The organism is Pseudomonas sp. 1L-C-7-B-C1 (assembly GCF_057291635.1).
Genome location: NZ_JBXAWH010000002.1, coordinates 437,990 through 462,659, shown reverse-complemented (window position 1 = coordinate 462,659; position 24,670 = coordinate 437,990). Strand labels below are relative to the sequence as shown.

The 24,670-nt window shown below is 56.2% G+C and carries 24 protein-coding genes and 1 pseudogene; 9 read left to right on the top strand and 16 right to left on the bottom strand.

Features of this window, described 5'->3' with window-relative positions:
* Positions 1 to 16: 16 nt before the first annotated feature.
* Positions 17 to 463: a GNAT family N-acetyltransferase gene (locus tag AC0Z8Z_RS05360; RefSeq protein WP_485618218.1), complete on the top strand. Its 447-nt coding sequence runs from the start codon at positions 17 to 19 to the stop codon at positions 461 to 463.
* Positions 464 to 549: 86 nt separating this feature from the next.
* On the opposite strand, the gene AC0Z8Z_RS05355 is transcribed toward AC0Z8Z_RS05360, so the two are convergent.
* The 8 genes from AC0Z8Z_RS05355 to AC0Z8Z_RS05320 form a co-directional block, all read right to left on the bottom strand.
* A complete protein-coding gene (locus tag AC0Z8Z_RS05355) occupies positions 550 to 855 on the bottom strand; it encodes a hypothetical protein (protein ID WP_485618217.1) in 306 nt (101 codons plus the stop codon).
* Between the two features lie 120 nt (positions 856 to 975).
* A complete protein-coding gene (locus AC0Z8Z_RS05350) occupies positions 976 to 1,251 on the bottom strand; it encodes a YrhB domain-containing protein (protein WP_485618216.1) in 276 nt (91 codons plus the stop codon).
* Positions 1,251 to 1,565: a toxin glutamine deamidase domain-containing protein gene (locus tag AC0Z8Z_RS05345; RefSeq protein WP_485618215.1), complete on the bottom strand. Its 315-nt coding sequence runs from the start codon at positions 1,563 to 1,565 to the stop codon at positions 1,251 to 1,253. Before AC0Z8Z_RS05345 ends, AC0Z8Z_RS05350 begins: the two co-directional genes overlap by 1 nt.
* Before the next feature lie 251 nt (positions 1,566 to 1,816).
* Entirely contained in the window at positions 1,817 to 2,560 is a 744-nt protein-coding gene (locus AC0Z8Z_RS05340; protein ID WP_485618214.1) for a hypothetical protein, read from the bottom strand.
* Positions 2,561 to 2,908: 348 nt separating this feature from the next.
* Positions 2,909 to 3,247, bottom strand: a complete 339-nt coding sequence (locus AC0Z8Z_RS05335; RefSeq protein WP_485618213.1) for a hypothetical protein — start codon at positions 3,245 to 3,247, stop codon at positions 2,909 to 2,911.
* Between the two features lie 74 nt (positions 3,248 to 3,321).
* The gene (locus AC0Z8Z_RS05330) at positions 3,322 to 3,939 is read right to left on the bottom strand and encodes a GAD-like domain-containing protein (RefSeq protein ID WP_485618212.1); all 618 of its coding nucleotides are present in this window, start codon (positions 3,937 to 3,939) and stop codon (positions 3,322 to 3,324) included.
* Between the two features lie 18 nt (positions 3,940 to 3,957).
* On the bottom strand, positions 3,958 to 5,301 hold the full coding sequence (locus AC0Z8Z_RS05325) for a DUF6861 domain-containing protein (RefSeq protein ID WP_485618211.1): 1,344 nt from the start codon (positions 5,299 to 5,301) through the stop codon (positions 3,958 to 3,960).
* A gap of 310 nt (positions 5,302 to 5,611) precedes the next feature.
* Positions 5,612 to 7,342: a hypothetical protein gene (locus AC0Z8Z_RS05320; protein WP_485618210.1), complete on the bottom strand. Its 1,731-nt coding sequence runs from the start codon at positions 7,340 to 7,342 to the stop codon at positions 5,612 to 5,614.
* A gap of 920 nt (positions 7,343 to 8,262) precedes the next feature.
* On the opposite strand from AC0Z8Z_RS05320, the gene AC0Z8Z_RS05315 reads away from it, so the two are divergent.
* The gene (locus AC0Z8Z_RS05315; protein ID WP_485618209.1) at positions 8,263 to 10,686 is read left to right on the top strand and encodes an AAA family ATPase; all 2,424 of its coding nucleotides are present in this window, start codon (positions 8,263 to 8,265) and stop codon (positions 10,684 to 10,686) included.
* Positions 10,687 to 11,141: 455 nt separating this feature from the next.
* Here the strand turns inward: AC0Z8Z_RS05315 and AC0Z8Z_RS05310 are convergent, their stop codons facing one another.
* Positions 11,142 to 11,834 (bottom strand): hypothetical protein, encoded by a 693-nt coding sequence (locus tag AC0Z8Z_RS05310; RefSeq protein ID WP_485618208.1) that lies wholly within the window; start codon positions 11,832 to 11,834, stop codon positions 11,142 to 11,144.
* Positions 11,835 to 12,070: 236 nt separating this feature from the next.
* Between AC0Z8Z_RS05310 and AC0Z8Z_RS05305 the strand changes: the two genes are divergently transcribed.
* From AC0Z8Z_RS05305 to AC0Z8Z_RS05295, 3 genes and pseudogenes are all read left to right on the top strand, one after another.
* On the top strand, positions 12,071 to 13,000 hold the full coding sequence (locus tag AC0Z8Z_RS05305; RefSeq protein WP_485618207.1) for a S66 peptidase family protein: 930 nt from the start codon (positions 12,071 to 12,073) through the stop codon (positions 12,998 to 13,000).
* 165 nt (positions 13,001 to 13,165) lie between these two features.
* A pseudogene (locus AC0Z8Z_RS05300) lies at positions 13,166 to 14,275 on the top strand (HAMP domain-containing protein); the annotation flags it as partial.
* Positions 14,255 to 15,136 carry a methyl-accepting chemotaxis protein gene (locus tag AC0Z8Z_RS05295; RefSeq protein WP_485618278.1) on the top strand — a complete coding sequence of 294 codons (882 nt, stop codon included), beginning with the start codon at positions 14,255 to 14,257 and terminating at the stop codon, positions 15,134 to 15,136. The pseudogene AC0Z8Z_RS05300 and the gene AC0Z8Z_RS05295, both read left to right, overlap by 21 nt.
* A gap of 415 nt (positions 15,137 to 15,551) precedes the next feature.
* Here AC0Z8Z_RS05295 and AC0Z8Z_RS05290 read toward each other — a convergent pair whose 3' ends face one another.
* Positions 15,552 to 16,739 carry a benzoate/H(+) symporter BenE family transporter gene (locus AC0Z8Z_RS05290; RefSeq protein ID WP_485618206.1) on the bottom strand — a complete coding sequence of 396 codons (1,188 nt, stop codon included), beginning with the start codon at positions 16,737 to 16,739 and terminating at the stop codon, positions 15,552 to 15,554.
* A gap of 128 nt (positions 16,740 to 16,867) precedes the next feature.
* On the bottom strand, positions 16,868 to 17,311 hold the full coding sequence (locus tag AC0Z8Z_RS05285; RefSeq protein WP_485618205.1) for a MarR family transcriptional regulator: 444 nt from the start codon (positions 17,309 to 17,311) through the stop codon (positions 16,868 to 16,870).
* 81 nt (positions 17,312 to 17,392) lie between these two features.
* Between AC0Z8Z_RS05285 and AC0Z8Z_RS05280 the strand changes: the two genes are divergently transcribed.
* From AC0Z8Z_RS05280 to AC0Z8Z_RS05270, 3 genes are read left to right on the top strand one after another with little or no spacing between them, the layout of a single operon-like run.
* Positions 17,393 to 18,559 (top strand): aminotransferase-like domain-containing protein, encoded by a 1,167-nt coding sequence (locus AC0Z8Z_RS05280; RefSeq protein ID WP_485618204.1) that lies wholly within the window; start codon positions 17,393 to 17,395, stop codon positions 18,557 to 18,559.
* Positions 18,560 to 18,619: 60 nt separating this feature from the next.
* On the top strand, positions 18,620 to 19,222 hold the full coding sequence (locus AC0Z8Z_RS05275) for a glutathione S-transferase family protein (RefSeq protein ID WP_122624140.1): 603 nt from the start codon (positions 18,620 to 18,622) through the stop codon (positions 19,220 to 19,222).
* A 33-nt stretch (positions 19,223 to 19,255) separates the two neighbouring features.
* Positions 19,256 to 19,642, top strand: coding sequence for a lysozyme inhibitor LprI family protein (locus AC0Z8Z_RS05270; protein ID WP_205484119.1), 387 nt, complete (start codon positions 19,256 to 19,258; stop codon positions 19,640 to 19,642).
* 271 nt (positions 19,643 to 19,913) lie between these two features.
* On the opposite strand, the gene AC0Z8Z_RS05265 is transcribed toward AC0Z8Z_RS05270, so the two are convergent.
* The 5 genes from AC0Z8Z_RS05265 to AC0Z8Z_RS05245 all read right to left on the bottom strand — a co-directional run bounded on the left by AC0Z8Z_RS05265 (position 19,914) and on the right by AC0Z8Z_RS05245 (position 23,367).
* The gene (locus AC0Z8Z_RS05265; RefSeq protein ID WP_122535185.1) at positions 19,914 to 20,279 is read right to left on the bottom strand and encodes a glutathione S-transferase N-terminal domain-containing protein; all 366 of its coding nucleotides are present in this window, start codon (positions 20,277 to 20,279) and stop codon (positions 19,914 to 19,916) included.
* Between the two features lie 79 nt (positions 20,280 to 20,358).
* The gene (gene folE / locus AC0Z8Z_RS05260; protein WP_122535150.1) at positions 20,359 to 20,904 is read right to left on the bottom strand and encodes a GTP cyclohydrolase I FolE; all 546 of its coding nucleotides are present in this window, start codon (positions 20,902 to 20,904) and stop codon (positions 20,359 to 20,361) included.
* A gap of 616 nt (positions 20,905 to 21,520) precedes the next feature.
* The gene (locus tag AC0Z8Z_RS05255) at positions 21,521 to 22,081 is read right to left on the bottom strand and encodes a Smr/MutS family protein (RefSeq protein ID WP_065989376.1); all 561 of its coding nucleotides are present in this window, start codon (positions 22,079 to 22,081) and stop codon (positions 21,521 to 21,523) included.
* A gap of 106 nt (positions 22,082 to 22,187) precedes the next feature.
* A complete protein-coding gene (locus AC0Z8Z_RS05250) occupies positions 22,188 to 22,511 on the bottom strand; it encodes a hypothetical protein (protein WP_485618203.1) in 324 nt (107 codons plus the stop codon).
* A 232-nt stretch (positions 22,512 to 22,743) separates the two neighbouring features.
* On the bottom strand, positions 22,744 to 23,367 hold the full coding sequence (locus AC0Z8Z_RS05245; protein WP_122535153.1) for a cysteine hydrolase family protein: 624 nt from the start codon (positions 23,365 to 23,367) through the stop codon (positions 22,744 to 22,746).
* Positions 23,368 to 23,620: 253 nt separating this feature from the next.
* Here AC0Z8Z_RS05245 and prmB point away from each other — a divergent pair, with 253 nt between their 5' ends.
* Positions 23,621 to 24,529, top strand: coding sequence for a 50S ribosomal protein L3 N(5)-glutamine methyltransferase (gene prmB, locus AC0Z8Z_RS05240; RefSeq protein WP_485618202.1), 909 nt, complete (start codon positions 23,621 to 23,623; stop codon positions 24,527 to 24,529).
* The last annotated feature ends 141 nt before the right edge of the window (positions 24,530 to 24,670 follow it).

The window sequence follows — 24,670 nt, the reverse complement described above, 5'->3', positions numbered from 1 at the left end:
CCATCAAGGAAGGCACATGAGCCAAGTCGACATTCAACGGATCACCCATCTGCCCGCGCAGATTCGGGTGCTAGAAAAAGAGGCGGTCGGCGAAGGTTTCAGGTTTCTGACCCGCCTGATTACCGAATGGGATTCCGGGACAAATCGCTTTAATTCCCCCGGCGAATGCCTTATGGCCGCGTATCGAAATCATCAGCTAATAGGCATCGGAGGCCTCTCGGTTGATCCCTCCGTCAAAAAGAACATGGCGAGGTTGCGACGGGTCTATATCAGCGCTTCATCAAGGCGGCATCACGTGGGACAGACGTTGGTAAAGGCGCTTGTTGCACATGCAGCTCTGCGCTTTCAGAGCGTGTGCCTTTTCACCGATACCGCTTTTGGCGACGCGTTTTATCTGAAGTGTGGCTTCATGCGAACAGACCATGACCATGCGACCCACGTAATGTGCTTAAGCAACAGCTAACTCAGATGAGCAGAAAGGGGACGGGTTGATTTTTTTAAACAAAATGAATCAGTTCCCTTATCTCGGTCCTCTTATCTCGTCTGCAATTAACGTCGGTCGAAGCCTTTATCTGACGCTGACTCAGTCTTGAAACCAAAAATCAAACCGACCTCCGGAAGTTTTATTGCTGCCTTTCCAGATAACTTGAAAGGAAGCACTTCAAGCATGGAAACGACGTTTTCATACACCAGACCATACTCTCCCGCGTCATTCACCCACTCATACAACTGATCGATTTGCTCCTGATAAGATAAGGATTCGGGGGAGAAGAACCAAGCCACCTCCGGCTGAGATCCGAGCTCAGCAAGAACGAAGCTGAGATTATTTTCAATGAGTCGGTAATCTGTATTCATAGCATATGCTCTTAAGTGTCAGCGGGGTGTCCGGTCAATACCGGGTCTATCGCCGAATCATAAGCCCTCTTATATCTACACCCACTTGACTCGAAGAAACTGTCAGGTAGCCGCTCATATTCACGACGCAGAGCGCTCATGAAGGTAATCCTCAATGTACTCTGCTATAGGCTTATCCGTACCCAATTCGAACAACTCACCGGTATTCCGGTCAATCAGAAATGGGCTATTTCCCGCTAACTGATCAGACGAATCGCCAGTTCGTAAATACTCAGCTGATTGATAGCAAAAGAACCACCCCTCCGCGAACTCACCTTCATACGTAATCTGCAAAGGTAGCTCTGAATCCTCAAGATACTCTTTCGCCTTATTCAGAGCATATTCATAGTCGAACATCAATTGGTCCTCAATAACTGCAACGTGTCGAAATTTAGTAGATTTGCGGACTTTCCGGTCTGCCCATCCAAATACCGGACAGCACCACTCTGATTGACAACGTTAAAAACATGCCCCGGCTGCCCTGGGCCGTACGAACCGAAAACGATCCCTCTCGCCCCATGCCCGGCTTCAACCAATTTGCTGAATAATCTTCTCAGGTGTTGTCGCCAAGCCAAACTTGCCCCCAAACTGCCTCTCCAAGACACTAATCGGCACTCCTTTGGTTGATCTGATAGGCAACGCTGATGCAGGAGCCCCGGATAAGGTTGCATTAGTAGCAATCGAACAGTTAACACAGTTAGGGTTTCGCCCTTGCTGTGGGTAGCCTGGGTTCAGCTTTTTCATTGATCCGGCCTTCTTCCACTTCACTCGCCGCCTTCCGAAACGGGCGCGTCTGTAGCAGCTCCAATTGGTGTTGCGGTCCCATCCCGACTTTAAAAATAAAGGGGCCGGATTTATTGCCCAGACAGAATATATCCGTTGTCTCTTCTCTTAAAATGTTTAAGCAAGCGCAATGTATTTCTCAGCCCAGGTAGACACCATTTGGCCCTTGCATCTTCTTTTCTCTTTCTTCCCGCATAGCCTTCTCCTCGTCGGACTCAGGCAGATAAATCTTATCGCTGGTCTCGGGTTTGAGTGACATGGCGAGTACCGCAACCAAGAAAATCGTGAACGTACCCAACGAGATATGGATCAAAGCGCTAATCCAGAACCCCTTCATAACGTCCAGCAACGTGACCGCAGTTTGAGTGAGCGTCAACACTTGATCAGTTCCCAAGAAAAGATAGTTGATCAAAAACATAATCACTAGGCCAAAGCCGATGTTCATGTTGGTCTGGTGATCCCTTCTTTGCTCGTTTTCTTTGTCGAGCAACTCAATAATGAGTTTGTCTCTTTCAATAAGCCCTTTTTTGCGGACGTCAGAAGGATAGCGATAATCATGATTATTTTTTTTATCTTTGGCTGGATATTGCCATTTAATCCATGTGGTAACCCCTAGTAATACGTAACGCAAAACAGGAAAAAGCAGGGCCATCAGAAACGCAAAGATTCCCAGGAAAACCAAAGCCCCTGCGGCGTTGACCTCAGGAGCGCTTAAACTACCGAAAGACTGCAGAAGGTTCTTTTTGAAGAAAATCATCAGGCAGGAATCCAGTGCCAACAGAAACGAAGTCAGTAACATGAAGTGGCGAAACTCAACTGCTTTATCAATGAAGGTGGTGCTAGTGGTAATGACTTTACTGATGCTGTTACTTGAGTCGGCCATGAACATCCTTGGGACTTATTGATCTGGGAAGTTGCTAGTGTGCCACCTCCTGGTAATTCGTACAATTTTCGTCGTTCACTTCCCGCCCCTGACATCTGTTTCAGCATCGAAAGCTGCAGGTAATGAATGTCCGCATCAGGCCGGTTGCAGCTTGCCACCAGCGGCTGACACTGACCGGTTCTGCCATTCTTCAGTGGGCGGCTCACCCCTCTACCAAAAAGAACATTGCAAGGCTTCGGCGGGTCTATGTCCGCGCGTCGTCAAGGCGGCGTCACGTGGGACAAGCGCTGATAAAGGTGCTCGTCACCTGCACTGGCAGAGCGTAGAACTGGGGCCCGTAGACAAGATTCATTCTTTTTCAGGCACGAACATTTCCGCGTTAGAGTACAGTTGGGAATCTTGGCATAGCTCTGTAAGCGCTTTCAGCGAATCGTCGGAAACCTGAAAGTAGATATTTTCCACCTCGTTATTGTCATCAAGAAAAATGGACATGCCAATATTGCCTCCTACATATTTTTTGATGCCTGAGTACAGCTCAATAAACTCGAGCCTTAATGCCGCAATCAAGTGTTCTGCAACCTCCCTAGATAGCCGTTCAGAGCTCTCAAACTCCCACCCATTCTTGCCTAAAACTTTACTTGCCCCGATAGGAATCAAAAAAGCTGCCGTATATCTTTTTATCATCATGTCGGCTCCTATCTCGCTTCATCATCACGCAAGGGTGCTTGTGGTCACGAACTACGCAACCTCCAAGACTTCGATTAAAAATCTGAAAAGCTGTAAGCCTCAAGGGGCCCAAGTTGGGACAGAAAAACCAAATGCTCTACTGCTTTAACTTTCTCTAGATGTTCCAAGGCTACTGATCCACCCAGCATAAGTGCCGGGACGAACCCGTACATCTCATCGTGACGAAGCGTGCCAAGTTTTTTCTGTGCGGGCTTAAAAAGCTGACCGAAGTCGTTGTGCTCAACCTCCTTAGATAATAGAAAACCCTGAACGCGTTTGTCAGACTGGTCCTTAGATAACACCGATGTCTGTGTTACGGAACGAGAGACGACACTTGAGATCTTTAGCGAAGCCCCTGTTTCCTCTCCCCAGAAGTATAGGTCGCCAAATGCACTTCGGGCGATCAGATGATAACTATCTAAACCCTTAAGCTTCGTTCCTTCGAGCCATGACGTAACCACGGGCTCAAATTCCTGCGGATTAACTAACCAAAAAATCCCTTCTCCAAATCCACACCACCCATGTTCGGCCCAGTACTCCAACAAAAGGTTAGGCAGCTTGCCTTTATAGCGTTCGATGCTTGATCCGGGTACTTCTTGGCGATCAACGGGCTCACCGAATTTTTGTATAAATCGAGCAAATACCTTGTCCATAATATTTTTCCTTTTCAATCAACATTTATGCAGTCGAACATTCAGGAAAGTTTTGCCACGTATATCCATGGGGATGCCCTCTGCTGCGTTTTTTAAGCTTTTTATTCTGGACCGCCACTGGGCACCGATACTGGAATTAACCTGACGATCACCAAAATCGTCGATGAAGTCGTTCCCTCCTGCACTCAGATCTGGATTGTGTAACCCTGCAAGACTCGTCATCGTCTCCTTGGCTTTTACGAATGCCGCCTCTTCTGCGTCGAGAGCGTCCATCGTTTGCAACAACTCGTCGAAATACCTGGACTGTAGTTGGGCATGCAAATCCGCGCGAGCCCGCTTTGCAACTGTTGGGTCTCGAGCTATCGGACTAGCGACATTCTTCAGATATTCATCCGCCGTCAAGCGATTGAGCCCGTTCTCTTGACCTTTCAGTTGTCGTTCGAATTCTTCAATCTTGGACATAGGCATGTTGTCTGCCTTGAAGCAGTCCACCTCATGCAGTGGCATGGCGCCCGGCTTATCCCTGTGTGACTCTTTGTTTCTGGGATCTTGCCGACCTGATGGTGGGCCCTCAGACCCAATCGCGCCTCTACGCGGCTCAGCCTTCTGCAAATCAGGCCTACCCTTCAACGCATCCTCATGCTTGAGCATCCACTGCCCAATGTTAGCGCCTTTCGGACTGGCTCCCATCTCCTGAGCTAGTCTGCCTGCGTTCCCCCGACCACGAGTCAGGTATTCAACGATGGCACCTAGCAGCAGAACGACGACCTCTACATGGCCGAGTGCGATGTTATGGGCAGCGCTGCTCACAGCAAAGGGGTCATCCTGGCTGAAGGGGGTCAGTCCTTCCTCGCCTCGGGGGCCTTCCCATGCAGTTTGAATCCCGGTCAGGTAATACCCGCCAACGCGAGGTAGGCCTTCGACGAAGTATTCTGCAACGGACTGCAGGCCAAGTATTGTCAAGATCCAACTGCTGACCTGCATACCCAGTGCAGCTCCAGCGGCACCCATCGGGATAGCACCCGCACCGCCGAAAAATGCGCCCACGCCCGCGCCAATGGCGCCGCCCGTCAGGGTGCTGCCCGCGACGATCATTGCCATTTGCGTGACGACATCAATCAGATCATTGAGGATGGCAGAGATGTCGAGGTCAGCGAAACGTCGTCTTAATAGATCGCCCGCCTGCCATTCAGCTTGATAAAACGCAGACCTGACGCTCTCGACACGGCGGATATTCAGGCTGAGGGACGGCGCAGGTTCGCCCCAATGATTTCTAAACTGAGCACCACCTTGGTAGCCCATTTCCTGCCTTATTCGATCTTCGATCTCATGCCACGAGGGCACGATATGCCACAAGAACATTCAACGTTTCCCTGACAATGCCCAGCTTGGGACGCCGCTCGCTTTTAATCATGGTTAAGCGAGTGCAAAAAATTTGGAAACTGAGTATTTCATGACCCAAGCGGACACCCTAGATCCCAACCTCCCGCGATGACGTAGGACGCTTCTGAACTTAAGCAATAGGATCTGCCACATCTTGATTTCCTGGAGCGCTAAAGCTTCCTGTCTGCCGCTGCACTCGGGGCTCGGATGTGGCTGCAGGAACATCAGACCTGCCAGCAGCCCTCTGACGACGGCGGCCGGCGGTTTCAGTCTCTATCGTCTGGCATCCTCAAACCGGCGTTTGCGGCGGCGTGTGGTAGACGGATTCGTTATCCGACGTCGCAGTGTGGAAGCTGGCGTCGTCATCCGAGGAATCATCCACCGGCACTGTGGTTTGAACCTGGAGCGGGGCAGGTGCCGCCGAAGACCTCGACCCTGGCCGCGCTGCTTCGCTGGAAGGGCCGCCGCTGATCGTGGGCTGCGCTTGCGCGTCCTTGAGGCTTGCCCGAACACTGCCTGCTGGAGACTTGGCAGAGGCGGGCGGCGAGTTCTCGGCATTCGTGATCCGATTGCCGGTGAGGCTGGTTCGTGGAAGAGAGCCCGAATCAGACGCCGCGCGCTGGGACCGTTGACTGGACGGTCTACTGGTGCGGGTTGCCTGGTCGGCGGGAGTCTCGCCGGCAGCGTCGGTCGGATCTTCATGCACGGATTGAGCGGTCTCGGTAGCGCCCGTCGTGGGTTCCGCCGCTGTCTTGCGTCGCGATTTGAAGTCGTCAACCAGCTTGTCCCCGACTGCCACACCTGCAGCGTTGCTGCCGAACACGACCGAGCCACCTGCCGTATTGATGGCGTGTTTTGCAAATGAACTCAACGCGGGGTGCTGCGCGCTCAAGGCGTTGACCGCAGCGCCTTTACCGGCTTCCAGTGCGGTGAAGCCAGCGGTCAGCGTGCTGACATTGGCGGCGCCGGAAGGGGTGAACGTGGCTTTGGCGGTTCTCGATACCGCTCCGAGCGGATCGGATACCAAGGTGCGGCCGGCGTCGGCCAGACGTCCCACTCCATTGGCGAGCGGCGTACGAATGGTTGTCGCGTCCCGCAGTGCCTTCAACGTGTCGATCCATTCGGTTTCCTGACTCAGATCCTCTTTGGCCTCGGCATCTCTTCGTCCCAACAACAGCGCGGGTCCACTGGTGCCTTGCTCGGTGCGCCGACTGTTTGCGAGGTACCCGGTGCCGGTCCCTGCCGCGAGCCCACCCGCAATGGCAATAGCTGTGTCCACAATGGGCTCGGCCTTCGGATTGATCGCCGCCACCACCGGGCTGACAACCGTCCTTAGTGCGTTTCGCATCGTGAACGTCTGCGCCTCCTTGGCGTTCTGGACGGCCAGGTTCGCGGTGGTATCGATAGTCTCCAGCGCGGCATTCAACGAATCATGCAGTTTGTCCGCAGGCGCATGCAGGTAGTACGCGTCTTCTCGAAGTTTTTTAATGGAAGCGCCGCCGACCTGATCCATCGCTGATGCTGCCGCGAGTGAGATCGTGCCCAGGGCTGCCGCTTTTGCCACCGGGTTTTGTATGTTTGCCCCGATTCCCGTGATCACGGGAATGGCCGCCTGAAGCGTCGACGCCACCGCGAACGGCACGCCGCCCGTTGTACCCGACACCATTGAAGCGTTGCGGTCCATATTCTTGGCTTTCTCCATCAACGTTCCAAGCTCTTCGAACGAGATGTTCTCTTCCATCAGTTTGTTGACGCGGCTCTCGATGATTTGATCGATTTCTCCCCGGTGCCCCGATTCCAGATCCAGACGATCCTTGTAGGGCTTGAACTGAGTGGTCATGTAGTCAGTGAGCAAGTGCCTCATACTCTGGGCTTCGCGCAGAGCTGCTGCGTTGACCTGAGCGGATTGAGGATGACCATGGCCCACGGAAGCGTGGTCGGTGGCGGCGGTCGAATTTGAGCGTTGCTGAAGTTCGATGGAGGGTGAGGGAACGGGGGGTTGCTGGCCAGACACGCGCATGGGCAAGTCCTCTCTGGTTATAGGGATGCAGCTCGACAGCATTGCTATCAACGATGGCTTTCCAGAGGGTGTGTGGTTGGAGGTGCTATTCCGGTTCCTGTTGGAACGGCCAGATTTGACGTTTGTGTTTCAGGGTGATGACGAATTTCTGTGGAAGAAAGTGTATTTCAACGGGGCCCGGTTCAGCGTCACTGCACGCCTGCCCATTTTCACTCGGTCACCATGTCAATTAAGCTGTATATCCGCTTGTCTAGTAGCGGATTAATTGGGGCAGGCATTGCTGGGCTGCCACGAGTAACCGGCGCAACACGCGCCGTTGGCGGTGGTGGTTGAGTCGGTTGCGCGCATAGTGGTCCACGAGGTCACCGGCTACTTGAAATCCCGGGACTGGCGTTCATCGGCGCCTAATCAGCTGTTAGCTGTTCCACCGCCAACTGACGTCGACCGTAACCCGCCAGGATCAGCAACGAGCCTCGAACCGCCAGTCTGCCGTGCTCAACAGGGTGAACGCTGTGCATGCCCGCGACGCTGACCGCGCGCAATTGAACTAGACTGCGCCTGAGCGCTTATCCGACCCAAGACATCTTGCCAGCCGCCTGGGTGGTCCCGGATGCGCGTTTGGTACTGAGTCCGGCGTCGTTTTGGCGTCGCCTCAACGGAAGCACGGCTGGCTGGAGGTGAGGCGCACAGGACCGGCCGAGCTGGTTCGGAAGAGCTGGTTCGGAAGAGCTGTTTCGTCAACACGACTCCACAACCTGCTCTACGCCCCTGGCTGATGAGGTTGAGATACGAGATGCAACGTGGGACCTCTGACAGCTTGATTTCGCTTAGGTGCAGCAACTTCCACAATCTGCTATAGATCACTAAGCAGGAAATTGCTGCTGCAAGAACTCAACATCCACCAGGGTAGGTATGGATAAGTGATCAGTCAGATAGACATCGCAAGCTTCGGCAGCTTTTCAGGTCTTGAATGGAAGAAGGCCGTTAGGGATAGCGGAAAAAATGTTAAAAACTTCCACCGGTTAAATATCCTCTACGGTCGCAATTACTCGGGTAAGACCACCCTTTCACGTATTTTCCGTGCAATGGAGACCGGTAAGCTTCCGACCAACTACACAGACTCCGCTTTCACTGTCACAGGCGACGGAGGCGTGGTCACCTGTTCGGGCCTAATGACTCACAGCTATGACGTGAGAGTGTATAACCGCGATTTTGTAGAGGAGAACTTGAGCTTTCTTGTCAATCAGGATGTCGTTGGAGAGATCAAGACCTTCGCAATCGTTGGTGAGCAGAATAAAGAGATCGACGACGCCATTGCCGCAATCGAGGCCAGGCTGGGAAGCGTTGACTCAAAGGCAGGCCTTCGTTTTGAAGTTGAAGCAAGAAAGAAAGAGCGGGATCACGCCAAGGCCAGCCATGACAGAGCTCTAAGTGCATTGGAGGGCAAGCTGCGTTCACACGCTGCTGATAAGATTAAAAAAAATCTCCAGTATGGAGTACCGGTCTACAACATCGAAAACATTAAACGGGACATTGCAACAACAAAGAAGGCAGGATTTGCTCCGCTGACGCTTCCAGAGCAGTCTGGAAAGCTCGCGCTCCTTAAGCAAGAAGCTTTAGCCGATATAACCGATAGGCTTGAAATTCCCCTCAGATATGAATTGCTTAAGAGGCAAGCTGACCCACTTCTCTCCAAAGTTATCACGCCGACAAAGCCTATTCAGGAATTGCTCAACGACAGTGTATTGCAGCTGTGGGTAAAACAGGGTATCACCCATCATCGAAATAAACGTGACGTGTGTGCATTCTGCCGGCAGAGCTTGCCTCATGACATTTGGAAAGTGCTCGATGAGCATTTCAGCGAAGAATCTCGTGAGCTTGAATCAGATTTAGAAAATGCTATCACTGCAGTACAAGGCGAAATTTCAGCTTTGACCGGCTTAACGATGTTGAGAAGCGATCAGTTTTACACAGAGGAGCGGTCTATCTTTGACGCAAGTAGCCAGAAGCTTGCTAATGAGCTAGGTATCTACAAGAAAGATTTGGAGACGCTCGAGAGGTCACTGGAGTCAAGGAAAAACAATCTTTTTCACCCCGTGATGCTGCTGCCCTTTTTGCATAACTCCGAAGATATCCAGCTTCATGTGGATGCTATCAATGGTTTGATTGCCACTAACAATGGCAAAACAAAAACTTTAGAAAACGACAAAATTGCCGCCAGAAATGAACTTCGATTAACGGACGTCTCTGCATTCGCGGATGCGATTGCTTATGACGCCGAGCTAACGAGTATATCAAAGGTCAAGGCTGGAGCTGATGCTGCAGAACTAATCTGCACGAGTGCTGAAAAAGAAATTCGTGATGCCGAGCTCGAAATCCAAAACTTGCTAAATAAACAAAGGGATGAGCGCAAGGGGGCTGGAAGAGTCAACTCTTTGCTTAATAACTTCTTCGGGCATGACGGCCTCAAGCTTGAGCCTCGCGACGATGCTTATAGGGCAGCCGTTAAATTTGAGATCACACGTGATGGCAAGGCAGCATACAACCTGAGCGAAGGAGAATGCAGCTTGATCGCGTTCTGCTATTTTATCGCAAGGCTAGAATCGCCCGACAGTAAGGGCAAAGAATTAATCATATATATTGACGATCCGATTTCGAGCTTGGATAGCAATCATATATTCTTCATGTTTAGTCTGATTGAAAGCCTAATTGCCAAGCCAATTAAAAAAACTGATGGCTCCAATGGCTATAGGTATAAGCAACTTTTTATTTCAACTCATAATCTGGACTTTCTGAAATATATAAAGCGGCTTTCAATTCCAACGAAAAAAATATCTGCTGTTGACGGCAAGACAAAAAGTATTCCTGATCATGAGCATTTCATTATTGAGCGCAGTGGAGCTGCAAGTAATATTTCACTCATGCCGTCTTACCTCAGGGACTACATAACCGAATTTCACTACCTGTTTCACCAGATCTACAAGTGTAAAGATCAAGCAGCGGCTCAGATCAGTCATGAGCCTTTTTTCGGCTTTGGCAATAACTTGCGAAAATTCCTTGAAGCCTTCCTTTTCTTTAAATATCCGTACCATGATGACAGAAATGACAGCTTTGAAAGAATAAAAAAGTTTTTTGGAGAAGAAGAGGCTGCTGTTGCCCTTGTAAATCGGCTAAACAACGAGTTTTCTCATCTTGAATCTGCGCCGGACAGAAGTTTTAAGCCAATAGAAATTCCCGAGATCGCAAAGGTGGCAAACTATGTCCTCAATAAAATCTACGCATCTGACGCTGTCCAATATAACGCTTTATTAAAAAGCATTGGGGAACCTGAGCGGATCGTTTAAAAAAAGATTGGTAAGTTGGGCCCTATTCTCCTTTAGCTCACCCAAAGCTGCCCTTTGCCAAGGTGGCATTGGGTCTGCTGATGCCGCTCTACTCGTGCTCAGTCGATCGCAGCACTCGACGCAGCTTCCCTTTCTAAATCGACTCTAACTTAGGGCGAAATTGGCCAGCCAGATACGCGGAATGTCTTCAGCAGGGCGAGCGCTGGTAGTGACCAAGTGCCAAATTTGAAACAGAGTGATGACGTTTATACGATCTGTAAAACCTTGGTTGAAACTTTAAGAAAAACTGGATTTTGGATTCATATCTGATATTTCAAAAGTTTGCGCGCTGATAATATATTCGATATGAGAACCGTCAGCTAATGCAGCCCGGCGTGTCATTGCGAATAATTAGGTGTAGGCAACCCACAACCACACGACCATAGGGCACTCAGAGCCATTGCCTCTGAGGAGAACTAATTTTTGGCAGCGCAGATTTTGCTATCTATATTAAGTGCGTTTCTAGTGACTAGCATCGCATTTTGGTCAATCTGGAATATGACTTTGCCTTTAAATGAGGCATTGTATTCTGGCTTAGATCTTTCCTTGTTTCGCTCAATATCTATTTGCGGGAATGCACGTTTTATCTGATTTATCACGGAAATCTGAGTTGCTGACTCTTTTTTAGGGTCTTGCGTAGCATTAGTGTGTAGTGAGTCAACTCGCTCATTAAAAAAGAATAATATTTGGTTTATCTTTGATGTTTCTTTATCAAAATAATATGTTGGCTTCGAGAATATTGGGTCGTCGTTAACTTCAAGTGTCAGCCACCTGTTATCTTCTTCGCGGGTTATTAAGTTCTCTCCATATATCTCAACTAATTTATCCGTACGATCTCCGACCTTTATCTTGCTGAGTGCACGTGGGTAAGGGCTACAATTTGAAAAAATTCCGTCACTTAGGAGTTCTTTGTTGAGTTGGTCAAGTCTATCTGCGCGCTCTCGAGCTCTATCCGAAATTTGTTTTAACTCGCTAATCGCAGTTAGGTCTTTTGCCACTTGATTTTCTAGAGTGGTCGTATATGCAGGAATCAAAAGCTTGTAGCATACCCCCATAGTAGCAACGCATGTACCAGCTGCAATAACGATAGGATGATCTTTCCAGCTCATATTTTTCCTTGGTTTAGAAAAGGCTACGTAGCTTCCTAGCTAGGCTTGCCCTAGTCCGATGTTACCAATCTCGCTTCTGTCTTTCTACAAGTTCACACGCGGCTTGGCTGGTTCCGTGCTTCCCTCGCGCAGCTTTCCTGAACAAAGCTTTTCTTCAAGTCGGCACCCACCACTAGATTCACTCCCCCCACTGCTCTACATTGCACCATCACCAAACACCCGCCGAGCCCCCGAAAATGCCTGCCTCCCGCCCAACCCTCCACCCAAAACTCCTTCGAGCCGGCGACGCCGTGGCGCTGGTGTCCCCAGCCGGTCCAGTGGCCGAAGTCCGGGTGGAAGCAGCCGTGCGGGAACTCACCTCCTGGGGATTACGCCCCCGCGTCTACCCCCACGCTCTGGACAACATCGGGTTCCTGGCAGGCACCGACGCCAATCGCATTTCCGACCTCAACGACGCCCTGGCCGACCCCGAGATCCGCGCAGTCCTCTGCAACCGTGGCGGCTACGGCGTTCAGCGCATCCTCGGGCAGCTGGATTACGACGCCGTGCTTCGCGACCCGAAGCTGGTGGTCGGTTTCTCGGACATCACCGCCTTGCACGCCGCACTTTGGACCCACACAGGCCTCGCCACGGTTCATGGGCCGGTGGCCGCGCAGTTGGAGAAGGGCGGCATCTTCGCCAGCACGCTCAAGCACGCATTGATGAGCACCGAGCCTTCCGTCATCCATGCGGACCCGGCCGAACCCACCTTTACCGTGCGTACATCGGGGACAGTGGAGGGCGTCTTGCTTGGCGGCAACTTGAGCATGCTGAGCACCTGCATCGGCACACCCTTCATGCCGGACTTGGAAGGCGCGATCTTGCTGCTCGAAGACGTCGGCGAGCTGGCGTATCGGGTTGATCGCAATATCACCCATCTGCTCAATTGCAGGATTCTGCAACGGCTCGGCGGCATCGCGTTGGGTCAGTTCAGCGAGCCGGGGCACGGCAATAACCCGATCCGGCCGTCCGATGTCTTGATCGAGCGTCTGGGCGATCTGGGCATTCCGGTCCTGGGCGGTCTGTCCATCGGCCACGGCGACCGCAATCTGGCGGTGGCGTTGGGCACTCGTGCGGTGCTCGATACCGAGGCGGGCGCCCTGACGGTGGCCCCGGCCACGCGCTAGTACGACGATCACCGTTCTGTAAGCGACCTTGCTCTAGCTATTTGCCATCATTCAGGCAGCAACATCTTGTTTTGCCCCTTGGGCATTGCGAATCTTCACGGATATTGACTGGCCGCGCGCGGATGGCTTTGCCATGTGCGCCCTCAAGCTGTGGAGCGGAAACTGATGATGTCTGCCGTGAAGACGCGTTTCGCCAATCTGGGGATGGCCAAGAAGCTGGGCATCGGGTTCGTGCTGGTGCTGCTGTTGACGGCGCTGGTCGCGGCCATTGGGGTCTGGTCGTTGCGCTCGATCAGCGCGCATTTCGACAGCCTGAAGGCGATGACCGCACTCAACAGCGATGTGAATCGCGTGCGGCTGCTGGAGCAGGATTACGCCTTGCACGGCGATCCGAAGGTGGTCGATCAGGTTCACGCCGGGCTCGATGGGCTGAATGCTCAGGCGGAGCAGCTCAAGGGGGGCGCGCCGATCAACGAGCAGGTGATGGGCCAGGTGCAACAGGCGCTGGCGGCCTATCGTGCATCGTTCGACGAGTTCGTCAGCATCAGTCAGAGCAAGGACCTGGCGCTGGAAATGGCCAGTTGGTCGGTGTCCAGCGTCGCCAATAACCTCGACGTGTTGCAGGCGGGGCTGGCCGATGATGGCGCCTACACGCTGAAAGATTCCCAGGGGCAGCAGGGCGCAGAGTTCATCGAGCAGGCCGGTCAGGTCAGCCAGGTGTCGAAACTGATGATGCAGGCCATGGACGAGGCCCGGGTGCGCCTCGACAAGAGCCGCAAGACGGGCTCGGGCGAGGAGGTCAAGACCGGCAAGATCGAGCAGGCGGTTCAGGCGCAGGAACTCGCCGAGCAGCTCAAGGGCGTGATCAAGGACGCCGGTTACCTTACGGTGTTGACCGAGGTGGGCGGGCACATCAGCAATTTCAGCGACAAGCTCAACGAATACACCGGGCTGCTGGAGTCGGAAGCGAAGGTCTCGCAGCAACTGGCGAGCAACGCCAAAGCCGTGGTGCAGCAGGTCAATCAGGCCTACGACGCCGAAGGCCAGTCGATGCAGAGCGAGTTGCAGGCCAACTCGATGATGATCATCGGCTCGTCCGTGTTGGCGCTGGTGGTCGGTCTGATCGCGGCGCTGGTGATGACGCGCCTGATCGTCGCGCCGCTGCGCAGCGTGATTGCCACGGCCCAGCGGATTGCGGCCGGCGACCTGAGTCGCACCGTGAATGTGACCCGCAAGGACGAAATCGGCCAGTTGATGCAAGCGATGCAGCAGATGGGCGCCGGCTTGAGCACGATCGTCAGCGGCCTGCAGGCGGGCATTGAGCAGTTGGCGACGTCCGCCCATTCACTGTCGGCGGTGACCGAGCAGACCAATCTGGAAGTCAGCAGCCAGAAGGAAGAGACCGAGCAGGTGGCGACGGCGATGAACCAGATGACCGCCACCGTCCACGATGTCGCGCGCAATGCGGAAGAAGCGGCGCTCGCGGCGCAGACCGCCGACACCAAGGTCGACTCGGGCCAGGCCGTGGTGCGCCAGAGCATGCAGCGGATTGAGCAGCTGGCGTCGTCGTCCCGTTCTGCCAGCGATTCGATCGAGAACCTCAGCACGGAAATCCAGAACATCGGCACAGTGCTCGGCGTGATCAAAAGCGTCGCCGAGCAGACCAACCTGCTGGCACTGAACGCGGCCATCGAAGCGGCACGGGCGGGGGAGCAGGGCAGGGGCTTTGCGGTGGTGGCCGATGAAGTCCGCGCGCTGGCCAAGCGCACGCAGCAGTCCACGGAAGAAATCGAGCGGCTGGTCAGCCGTCTGCAAAGCGGTGCCCAGGCGTCAGTGGCGCAGATTCAGAGCAGTGGTGAGCTGGTCAAACTGGCGGTGAGCGATGCGCTGCAGACCGAGAGCGCGCTGGGCAGCATTGCCGCGGCGGTGTCGATGATTCAGCAGATGAACCAGCAGATTGCTGCCGCGGCGGAAGAGCAGAGCTCTGTGGCGGAAGAGATCAACCGCAGCGTCACCAGCATCCGCGCCAGTGCCGATCAGTCCGCGCTGGCAATGCAGGGCAACGCGGCGTCAAGCATCGAGTTGGCGTCGCTGGGCATGGAATTGAAAGGCATGGTGGGGCATTTCAGGTTATGAGCCGGGGCTTGGCAAGCCGCCCTCCGCCAACTCGACCGAAACATGATCCCGCGCATTTGCAGTTCAGTCGTCGCTGAGGTCCACCCTCGAACCCGGTCTCCAACGTGCAACCTGGAGATGATCTCCATCGTTCATACAGCCGCGCTGTGGCGCTGCAAACACAATTCCTGTGGGAGCGAGCTTGCTCGCGAAGACGGCATTTCAGCCGCTGAAGACTCAGCGCATATCCCGGCCTCTTCGCGAGCAAGCTCGCTCCCACAATCCGTAGGTCGCCAGATACATCGGCGGCGTTGGTAGGTTTGACAAGCGCGCGTTTGCTCGCGAATGGGATCTGCCTGCTGCACTCGCTATCGCCTGACTCACCGCGAATAGCGGGCAAGCGCGCTCCTGCAGAAGAATGGCATGCCGAGAGCGCTCATTTGCGGTAGTTGAGAATCACCAGCGTCAACACCCCCGCAACAATCCCCCAGAACGCTGAACCGATGGAGAACAGCGTGAGCCCCGACGCGGTGACCATGAAGGTGATCAGCGCCGCTTCGCGTTCCTTCGGCTCGTTCATGGCCACGGTCAGGCCGTTGATGATGGAACCAAACAGCGCCAGCGCGGCAATCGACAGCACCAGTTCTCTGGGAAATGCCGCGAACAGTGCTGCCAGCGTTGCGCCGAACACCCCCGCGATGGCGTAGAAAATCCCGCACCAGATCGCCGCCGTGTAGCGCTTGTCTCGGTCTTCGTGGGCGTGGGGACCGGTGCAGATGGCGGCGCTGATGGCCGCGAGGTTGATGCCGTGGGCGCCAAAGGGCGCGGTGATCAGCGAGATGATCCCGGTGGCGGTAATCAGGGGCGAGGCGGGCACCTGATAGCCATCCGCGCGCAGGACCGCGACGCCCGGCATGTTCTGCGAGGTCATGGCGACGACGAACAGCGGAATGCCAATGCTGACGGTCGCCGCGATGGAGAACGAAGGCGTGGTCCAGACCGGCATCGCCACTTCCAGGGCGAAGCCGCTGAAATTCAGCAGGCCGAGCATGCCCGACAGCGCGACACCGACCAACAACGTCACCAGCACGGCGTAGCGCGGCGAGTAACGTTTGACGATCAGGTAACTGAAGAACATGCCCAGCACCAGGCCGGTGCGGTGTTGCGCGGCGACGAAGATTTCGCTGCCGATCTTGAAAAGAATCCCCGCCAGCAGTGCCGCCGCCAGTGATGTCGGCAGGCGCTTGACCAGCCGTTCGAAGCTGCCGGTGACCCCACAAATAATCACCAATACCGAGCAGGTGATGAACGCGCCGATCGCTTCGGGGTAAGCGACACCGCCCAGGCTGGTGATCAGCAACGCCGCGCCCGGCGTCGACCATGCCACCGTGATCGGCGAGCGATAGCGCAGCGACAGGCCGATGCTGCACACCGCCATGCCCATGAACAGCGCCCAGATCCACGAGGAAATCTGCGCCGAAGTCAGCCCGGCGGCCTGACCGGCCTGGAACATCAGCACCAGCGAACTGGTGACGCCGGTCATCATGGCGATGAAGCCGGCAACGATGGCAGAGGGCGAAGAGTCGGTCAGCGGTCGCAATGGCGCGAGGGGCACGTCAGTCATGCGGGTCTATCCTTGGCGCAACGGTTGAACAGAGCTGCCAGCCTATACGCAGTGGTCATGCCCCGTTGCAATACAGCCATCGGCGCAATGGTCGGCACAGTTTCGGCAGTGCCCTGTATCGCTCCCGATCAGCCGCGGGTCATCGTGTTGCCCAGCGCCTGATTCACCGCCATCCAGCCATCCACCGCCTCGCGGCCGGCTTCGGCGAACACCCGTTGCAGCAACTTGACCTGCTCGCGGCGCAGGGACTCTTCGAACTTCCGTCCCTCGGCGGTCAGCTCCAGCAGGCGCTTACGCTTGTCGTCCTCGGGCGCGACGCTGAGCACCAGCTCCATCTCGATCAACTGCCGCAGCGGCGTGTTCAGCGCCTGCTTGCTCACCCCCAGCTTGCTGAGCAGTTCCTTCACGCTCAGGCCCGGATAGCGGGCGATGAAAAACACGATGCGCTGGTGCACCCGACTCAGGCCACGGCGGTCGAGCATTTCATCGGCTTTGGCGGTGAACGCCTGATAGCCGAAGAAAAACGCTTCCATGGCAATTTGCTGGGTGGATGAATTTTTAAGGTCAAGCATATTGACGTATCCGTGTGCGGCATCGTAATTTCGGTCAACCAGTTTGACGTATTCCCCTTTCTTTCCGCCAGCGGTGATCCCATGCCATTTTCCGAACGCGTTACCCGTTTGAAGAGTTCACTGATTCGCGAAATCCTCGCCGCTGCCCAGCGCCCGGAGATGATGTCGTTCGCAGGCGGATTGCCGGCCGAGGCCATGTTGCCCAAGAGCGAATGGTCTGACATGCCGCGCAGCATCGGCCAGTACGGCATGAGCGAAGGCGAGCCGCAGTTGCGTGAGGCGCTGGCCGCCCAGGCGCGGGCGTTGGGCGTCGACTGCGACGCGAGTCAGGTGATGATCGTCAGCGGTTCCCAGCAGACGCTGGATCTGGCCGCCAAACTGTACATCGACAAGGGCACCGAGATCCTCCTCGAAGCGCCGACCTATCTGGCGGCGCTGCAGATCTTCCAGCTGTTCGGCGCCGATTGCCTGACCGTGCCGCTGCTCGCCGAAGGCCCGGACCTCGACGCACTGCGTCAGCGCCTTGAGCAGCATTCGCCGTCGTTCGCGTACCTGATTCCCACGTTCCAGAATCCGTCGGCGGTGCGTTACAGCGAAACCGCGCGGGATGCGGTGGCGGCGTTGCTCGATGAATTCGGCGTCACCCTGATCGAAGACGAGCCTTACCGCGAGCTGACGTTTGACGGCGCCAGTGCCCGGCCCATCGTCAGCCGCCTGAAAAAAGCCAGCTGGATCTACACCGGCACCGTGTCGAAAACCCTGATGCCGGGATTGCGCGTGGGTTACCTGATCGCCACGCCCGACCTGTTCCCCCATCTGCTCAAGCTCAAGCAGTCGGCGGATCTGCACACCAATCGCGTGGGCCAATGGCAGGCGTTGCAGTGGATCGGCAGCGAGCACTACGAGCAGCATCTGCTGGAGTTGCGCAGCTTCTATCGCACCCGTCGCGATGGGTTCGAGGCCGCGCTGCAACGGCACTTCGCTGATTTGGCGGAATGGAACAGCCCCCAGGGCGGCCTGTTTTTCTGGTTGACGCTCAAGCACAAAATCGACACCCGCACCTTGCTCGACAGCGCCCTGGCGCAGAACGTGGCGTTCATGCCGGGTGAGCCCTTCTTTGCCGATCCGGACGCCAACCCGGGTTACCTGCGGCTGAACTTCAGTCACATCGACCCCGAGCGCCTCGACGAAGGCTTGAAACGACTGGCCGCCGTCATTCGGCACACACAGCTTTCACAGGCGGCCTGATACATTGCGCACACGCACGACCGGCACGACTGACGGCACACGATTGAGGGGAGAGGGTTGATGTACAAGGTTTACGGCGATTACAACTCGGGCAACTGCTACAAGATCAAGCTGATGCTCCACCTGCTCGGCACTCAATACGAGTGGGTACCGGTCGACATCCTCAAGGGCGAGACCGAAACCGAAGCGTTTCTGGCGAAGAACCCGAACGGCAAGATTCCGGTGCTTGAGCTCGAAGACGGCACCTGCTTGTGGGAGTCCAACGCGATTCTCAATTTCCTCGCCGAAGGCACGCCTTACCTGCTGACCGAGCCGCGCCTGCGCACGCAAATGCTGCAGTGGCAGTTCTTCGAGCAGTACAGCCACGAGCCGACCCTGGCGGTGGCGCGCTTCATTCAGTTTTACCTGGGGCTGCCAGAGGCGCGGATGGAGGAATACCACTCGCTGCACCGGCGCGGTAACAAGGCCCTGAAAGTGATGGAGCAGCAGTTGCTGCGCACGCCGTTTCTGGTAGGGGATAGTTTCTCCATCGCCGACATTGCGCTGTATGCCTACACTCACGTGGCCGATCAGGGCGGCTTCGACCTGGCGCAGTTCCCGGCGATTCAAGCCTGGCTTGCCCGGGTCAAGCAGCAACCGGGTTACGTCGGCATGCTGGACTGATGTTTGGCGCTGTTCATTAAAAGGAGATGAGACATGCAGTACAGGATGATCGCGGTCGGCATGCTGATGGCGCTGGGCATCGGTTGCTCGGCCCAGGCTCAGGACTGCGACGCCAATCAGGCGTCGATGAATCAGTGCGCGAGCAAAGAGTACGCCGCGCTGGATGCGGAGTTGAACACTCAATACAACACGCAGATGGGCTATCTGAAGACGCCGGCACGCAAGAAAGCGCTGCAGGACGCGCAGAAGAAGTGGATCGCGTTTCGTGACGCCGATTGCCAGTATCAGGCCGGCAAGCGGGAGGACGGCGGAAGCATGTGGCCGCTGGTTCAGGCGCAGTGCCTGTCAGCGCAGACCAAAGTGCGGGTTGAGCAATTGAAGGCGTATACGGCGTGTCGCGAGGAAGGGTGCCCGAAGTAAAGGCGGAAGAGGGCGTGGCATTCGCTGAATCTCCACCAGCAGACACGCCGCCTTCGCGAGCAAGCTCACTCCTACACGTTTTGCGGGATGGCTGAGATAGTGAGCCGATCGCCGATCATGTGGGACCGGCTTTAGCCGGGAAGAGGCCAGTCAAGACGCTGAATCCCCATCGGCAGATACGCCGCCTTCGCGAGCAAGCTCGCTCCCACAGGTTTTGCGAAATGGCCGAGAGGACGAGTCGAGCCCCGATCCCACAAGGTGGAGACCTACATCAAACAGCGGCGAATCGCTTCTCGAGGTAATCGATGATCACTTTCGATTCATACATCCACACCGTCTGACCTTCTTCCTCAATCCGCAGGCAGGGCACCTTGATCCGGCCGCCGCCGCTGAGCAGTGCCTGGCGATCCGGCTCGTTGTTCTTTGCGTCACGAAGGGCCACGGGCACGTTCAAACGGCGCATTGCCCGGCGGGTTTTCACACAGAACGGGCAGGCGTGGAACTGATACAGCGTCAGCGCTTTGGCCGACGCATCGACGGCAGCCTGGGCTTCGGGAGAACGCTTCTTCTTGCTCGGCCGGGTCAGGAAATCGCCCGCAATCACGAGCTGGCCGAGACCGACTCTCACTGCTTTCATCAACACGCTAAAACCTCACTCGGCGGCACGCGCCGCCAGACAGCCGCAGCCTGATGCTGCGGCCTTCAGGATGCCGGGATCACTTGATCAGGCTGAGAAACTCGGTGCGGGTCGCGGCGTTTTCACGGAATTCGCCCAGCATCACCGACGTGATCATCGACGAATTCTGCTTCTCGACGCCGCGCATCATCATGCACATGTGCTTGGCTTCGATGACAACCGCCACACCCATCGCGCCGGTGACCTGCTGAATGGCTTCGGCGATCTGGCGGCTCAGGTTTTCCTGGATCTGCAGGCGACGGGCGTACATGTCGACGATGCGCGCGACCTTCGACAGGCCCAGCACTTTGCCGCTCGGGATATAGGCGACATGGGCCTTACCGATAAAGGGCAGCAAATGGTGTTCGCACAGCGAGTACAACTCGATGTCCTTGACCACCACCATTTCGCTGTTGTCGGAGCTGAACAGCGCACCGTTGGTGACTTCTTCGAGGGTTTGCTCATAGCCGCGGCAAAGGTACTGCATGGCTTTGGCTGCACGTTTCGGGGTGTCGCGCAGGCCTTCGCGGGAGACGTCTTCGCCGAGTTGACCGAGGATGGCGGTGTAGTTCTGTTCCAGAGTCACAGGGGTGTGTTCCGTGTGGGTTCAAAAAACGCAGGGTTGCGGGCCTGCAAAGGCGCACATAGTAGCGTAGCTGGGCGCGCAGGGGTACGGCAGGCGGCCGAGAGGCCTGCGGCATGGCGCCGCCGTGCCGACAGCTCGCGCTCGGTCCCTTGGGAAAGTACAGCCCTGCGTATCAGTTTCGATACGCGATCGGTACCAAACCGCGACGCGGATTTACGGGCGCGTGCTGTCTCAAGCAGCAGGTGATGAATACCTGTGATCAAGCCCGCGTTAAGAGAGAAATCGAAATGTTGAGTCGTATAGCGAAAGTCGCGATGGTCATCGCGGTGATGTCGGCCATGTCCGGATGCTGGCCATTCTGGGGCCCGGGCGGGGGAGGCCATGGGGGTCACGGAGGCGGTGGCGGCGGTGGTCATTATGAAGGCGGCGGCCCTGGTGGTGGCGGCGGTGGCGGCGGTCCAGGCCCGCGCTAATTGTGATGTCGCTCTTCACTCGGCTGAGCAATTGGTTGAATGAGCACTGCAGAATCCGTAGGAGCCAGCAAGGCGGCTCCTACAGGAATAATTCGCTCAGGCAAACCACCCGCGGCAACCTGAGCACCACAGCAAGGCCTGCCTTACTCGTCACGCCCTTCCATCATGGTCCGCTTGAGGATGACGTACACCGCGCCGGCCCCGCCATGCTTGGCAATGCACGACGCAAACCCCAGAACCTGCTGATGCTGCCGCAGCCATGTGTTGACGTGGCTCTTGATCATCGGCCGCTTGCCATCCAGCCGCACGGCCTTGCCGTGGGTGATGCGCACGCAACGTACTTCCAGCTTGGCCGCCTCCGCCAGAAACTCCCACATCGTCTCGCGCGCCATTTCGACGCTCATGCCATGCAGGTCCAGGCTGCCTTCGAAGCTGATCTGCCCAAGCTTGAGCTTGCGCATCTGGCCTTCCTGCACCCCGTCACGCGCCCAGTACAGCGTGTCTTCAGGGCCGACGTCGATCACGAACTGGTCTGACAAACCATCAACGGTAATCGTCGCATCGGAGCGCACGGTGGCTGCCTGACGCAGCTTGGCCAGGTTCTTACGGTCGGTTTTGGGTTTTCCTACGTCCGCATGTTCAGTCTTGATCGGCTTCACGCCGCGAATCTCGCTTCTGAACAGGGAAAAATCGTCGTCTTGCATGGTGGTCTCCGCGAAGGGGGCCAGTTTAACCGCGTCACGCCAGAATCGGCGCGACTATCGATGATTAAGACGATCGATGATTAAACGGCAGCGGATAACGCGAAGGTCAGTCGTGTTTCTTCATCAGGTGGGGAGACATGTTCAGCTCGCCGGCACGACGACGACGGCGACGACGACTGCGGCGCCAGAACCAGATCCCTACGTACAGCATCAGCAAACCGACGATGACCGTGACCACGGCGCCCGCCGGACTGGCGTTGAGTTCGCCCAGTGCGACAGGGTTGCCGATCAGGCTGGCGACACCGGCCATTGCCAGCAGCACGCCAGCGGTGGCCAGGACGGCCGAAATCGCAGCAATAATGCGCATCCGCCAGCTGCCCTGGCCCTTGGAGCGCAGGCGACGGGCATCAAAACCATCGGATATTTTCATTCCGATTTCCTCTATGGGTATCGGCGCTCTGACCAGCACAGGGTGGGGTGGTTCCCGCCTTGCCAGGTTTCAGGGGCATCACGGGTAGATAACGGATAGGCGGTCAGGTGAACGGGTTAACCCCGCCTGACGACTGCATTTGTACGCCTTTTCTACAGGAACTGCCGGAAAATGATCGGTGCGAGGGCACGCACAGTCAGCTCGGTCGCAACAGCTCCTGTCGAGGGAGGAATCAGATCAGGTCTTTGGTCAGCGCCAGTTTGGCGAAATTGTCGTTCATGATTGCCATCTCCGCCTGCTGCACCAGCTCGGCCTTGATGACGCCGCTCGGGGTCGGCAGGTCGCGGGTGGCGCAGGCGTCTTCAACCAGCGTGCAGCGAAACCCGTAATCCTTGGCCGCGCGCACGGTTGTGCTGACGCTGGAATGGCTCATGAAACCGCAGACCACCAGATCCAGCCGGCCACGGCTTTCCAGCAGGCTGTGCAGGGTGGTGCGGTCGTCGGTGGAAACGGTGCCATTCAGCGCATTGGGCAGGCGTTTTTCAATGATGATTTCATCGCCCTGCGGCTGCAATTCGGGGACGAACTGCCCGCGCTCGCCCTGAGGATCGAACATGCCGCCGACGGTGCCCAAATGACGGACGTGAATGATCGGCGACTTCGCTGCACGGGCTGCGGCGACCAGTTTGACGATGTTATTGATGGCGTCCTGAACACCGGTCAGGGCGAGGGGGCCGCTGAGGTATTCCTTCTGCGCATCGATGATGATCAGTGTGGCATTACTCAAGGTGGCCGCCGCGTATTCGCGGCCACTGAGTTGAAACATGGTCTTCGGACCAGTGTTTGGAACAGACATCGGGGGGCTCCTTCGAGTGGGGCTTTTGCCACATTGTCCACTGGCAGAGCGATTCTGTGAATCGCCATGCTCACAGGCCTCGCTTTTTTGCCGGGCTTAAAGCCGTCGAGCAGGTCGCGGTTGCTGTCATAGTGCCTGCAAAACGAGGCAAAGACTGAGGAAAATTTTGCGCGTGGCCGCCGCGCCCGGTGCGGGATCGTTTGTTGCGTGGAGGGCTGATAGAATCGCCCGTCGTTTTTTCAAGGAGTTTGCCGTGATCACTTCCCGCCTGCGCACCCTGCGCGATCATATCCGTTGGGCTGTCAGCCGTTTCCACGGGGAAGACCTGTTCTTCGGCCATGGCACCGACAATGCGTGGGACGAAGCTCGCCAATTGGTGCTCGGCGCCCTGCATTTGCCGTGGGAAATTGCCGACAGCTATCTGGACTGCAACCTCGAAGAGGAAGAGCTGGTGGCGGTTCAGCACCTGATCAAGCGACGCATCGAGGAGCGCGTGCCTACAGCGTATCTGCTGGGTGAGGCGTGGTTCTGCGGGATGTCATTCATCGTCGACGAACGCGTGCTGATTCCGCGCTCGCCCATTGGTGAACTGATCGAGCAGCGGTTCGCACCCTGGCTGGCTGACGATCCTGCGCGGATTCTCGATCTCTGCACCGGTTCCGGTTGCATTGGCATCGCCTGCGCCGATGTCTTTCCCGACGCTGAAGTGGTGTTGGCCGACCTGTCGTTCGAGGCGCTGGAAGTGGCAAATCAGAACATCGAGCGCCATGGCGTGGATCAGCGCGTTTACACCGTGCAGGGCGATGGGTTCGACGGCTTGCCGGGTCAGCGTTTTGACCTGATCGTGTCCAACCCGCCGTACGTCGATGCCGAAGATTTCGCCGACATGCCCGACGAATACCAGCACGAGCCCGAGCTGGCGCTGGCCTGCGGTGACGACGGCTTGAATCTGGTGCGGCGCATGCTGGCCCAGGCGGCGGACCATCTGAACGAGAAGGGCTTGTTGATCGTGGAAGTCGGCAATAGCCAGGTTCACGTCGAAGCGCTGTACCCGGAAGTGGATTTCGCCTGGCTGGAATTCGAGCGTGGCGGCCACGGCGTGTTCATGCTGACCGCCGAGCAGTGCCGCACTCATCAGGATCTGTTTGCAGCGCGGATCTAGTCAGGTAGTCGACGGGCCTGTTCCCGGCTAAAGCCGGTCCTACTGACCGCGCGGAATTGTAGGACCGGCTTCAGCCGGGAAAGCGTCGGTCGTCACACCGCAAATCTGATGGCGAGCACACAGGCCTCTTCCCGGCTAAAG

What these genes read in the sequence shown, in the direction of transcription:
- AC0Z8Z_RS05360 (WP_485618218.1), top strand. Translation starts at nt 17, where the DNA reads ATGAGCCAAGTCGACATTCAACGGATCACCCATCTGCCCGCGCAGATT.
- AC0Z8Z_RS05355 (WP_485618217.1), bottom strand. Translation starts at nt 855, where the DNA reads ATGAATACAGATTACCGACTCATTGAAAATAATCTCAGCTTCGTTCTT.
- AC0Z8Z_RS05350 (WP_485618216.1), bottom strand. Translation starts at nt 1,251, where the DNA reads ATGTTCGACTATGAATATGCTCTGAATAAGGCGAAAGAGTATCTTGAG.
- AC0Z8Z_RS05345 (WP_485618215.1), bottom strand. Translation starts at nt 1,565, where the DNA reads ATGCAACCTTATCCGGGGCTCCTGCATCAGCGTTGCCTATCAGATCAA.
- AC0Z8Z_RS05340 (WP_485618214.1), bottom strand. Translation starts at nt 2,560, where the DNA reads ATGGCCGACTCAAGTAACAGCATCAGTAAAGTCATTACCACTAGCACC.
- AC0Z8Z_RS05335 (WP_485618213.1), bottom strand. Translation starts at nt 3,247, where the DNA reads ATGATGATAAAAAGATATACGGCAGCTTTTTTGATTCCTATCGGGGCA.
- AC0Z8Z_RS05330 (WP_485618212.1), bottom strand. Translation starts at nt 3,939, where the DNA reads ATGGACAAGGTATTTGCTCGATTTATACAAAAATTCGGTGAGCCCGTT.
- AC0Z8Z_RS05325 (WP_485618211.1), bottom strand. Translation starts at nt 5,301, where the DNA reads ATGTTCTTGTGGCATATCGTGCCCTCGTGGCATGAGATCGAAGATCGA.
- AC0Z8Z_RS05320 (WP_485618210.1), bottom strand. Translation starts at nt 7,342, where the DNA reads ATGCGCGTGTCTGGCCAGCAACCCCCCGTTCCCTCACCCTCCATCGAA.
- AC0Z8Z_RS05310 (WP_485618208.1), bottom strand. Translation starts at nt 11,834, where the DNA reads ATGAGCTGGAAAGATCATCCTATCGTTATTGCAGCTGGTACATGCGTT.
- AC0Z8Z_RS05305 (WP_485618207.1), top strand. Translation starts at nt 12,071, where the DNA reads ATGCCTGCCTCCCGCCCAACCCTCCACCCAAAACTCCTTCGAGCCGGC.
- AC0Z8Z_RS05295 (WP_485618278.1), top strand. Translation starts at nt 14,255, where the DNA reads ATGCAAGCGATGCAGCAGATGGGCGCCGGCTTGAGCACGATCGTCAGC.
- AC0Z8Z_RS05290 (WP_485618206.1), bottom strand. Translation starts at nt 16,739, where the DNA reads ATGACTGACGTGCCCCTCGCGCCATTGCGACCGCTGACCGACTCTTCG.
- AC0Z8Z_RS05285 (WP_485618205.1), bottom strand. Translation starts at nt 17,311, where the DNA reads ATGCTTGACCTTAAAAATTCATCCACCCAGCAAATTGCCATGGAAGCG.
- AC0Z8Z_RS05280 (WP_485618204.1), top strand. Translation starts at nt 17,393, where the DNA reads ATGCCATTTTCCGAACGCGTTACCCGTTTGAAGAGTTCACTGATTCGC.
- AC0Z8Z_RS05275 (WP_122624140.1), top strand. Translation starts at nt 18,620, where the DNA reads ATGTACAAGGTTTACGGCGATTACAACTCGGGCAACTGCTACAAGATC.
- AC0Z8Z_RS05270 (WP_205484119.1), top strand. Translation starts at nt 19,256, where the DNA reads ATGCAGTACAGGATGATCGCGGTCGGCATGCTGATGGCGCTGGGCATC.
- AC0Z8Z_RS05265 (WP_122535185.1), bottom strand. Translation starts at nt 20,279, where the DNA reads ATGAAAGCAGTGAGAGTCGGTCTCGGCCAGCTCGTGATTGCGGGCGAT.
- AC0Z8Z_RS05255 (WP_065989376.1), bottom strand. Translation starts at nt 22,081, where the DNA reads ATGCAAGACGACGATTTTTCCCTGTTCAGAAGCGAGATTCGCGGCGTG.
- AC0Z8Z_RS05250 (WP_485618203.1), bottom strand. Translation starts at nt 22,511, where the DNA reads ATGAAAATATCCGATGGTTTTGATGCCCGTCGCCTGCGCTCCAAGGGC.
- AC0Z8Z_RS05245 (WP_122535153.1), bottom strand. Translation starts at nt 23,367, where the DNA reads ATGTCTGTTCCAAACACTGGTCCGAAGACCATGTTTCAACTCAGTGGC.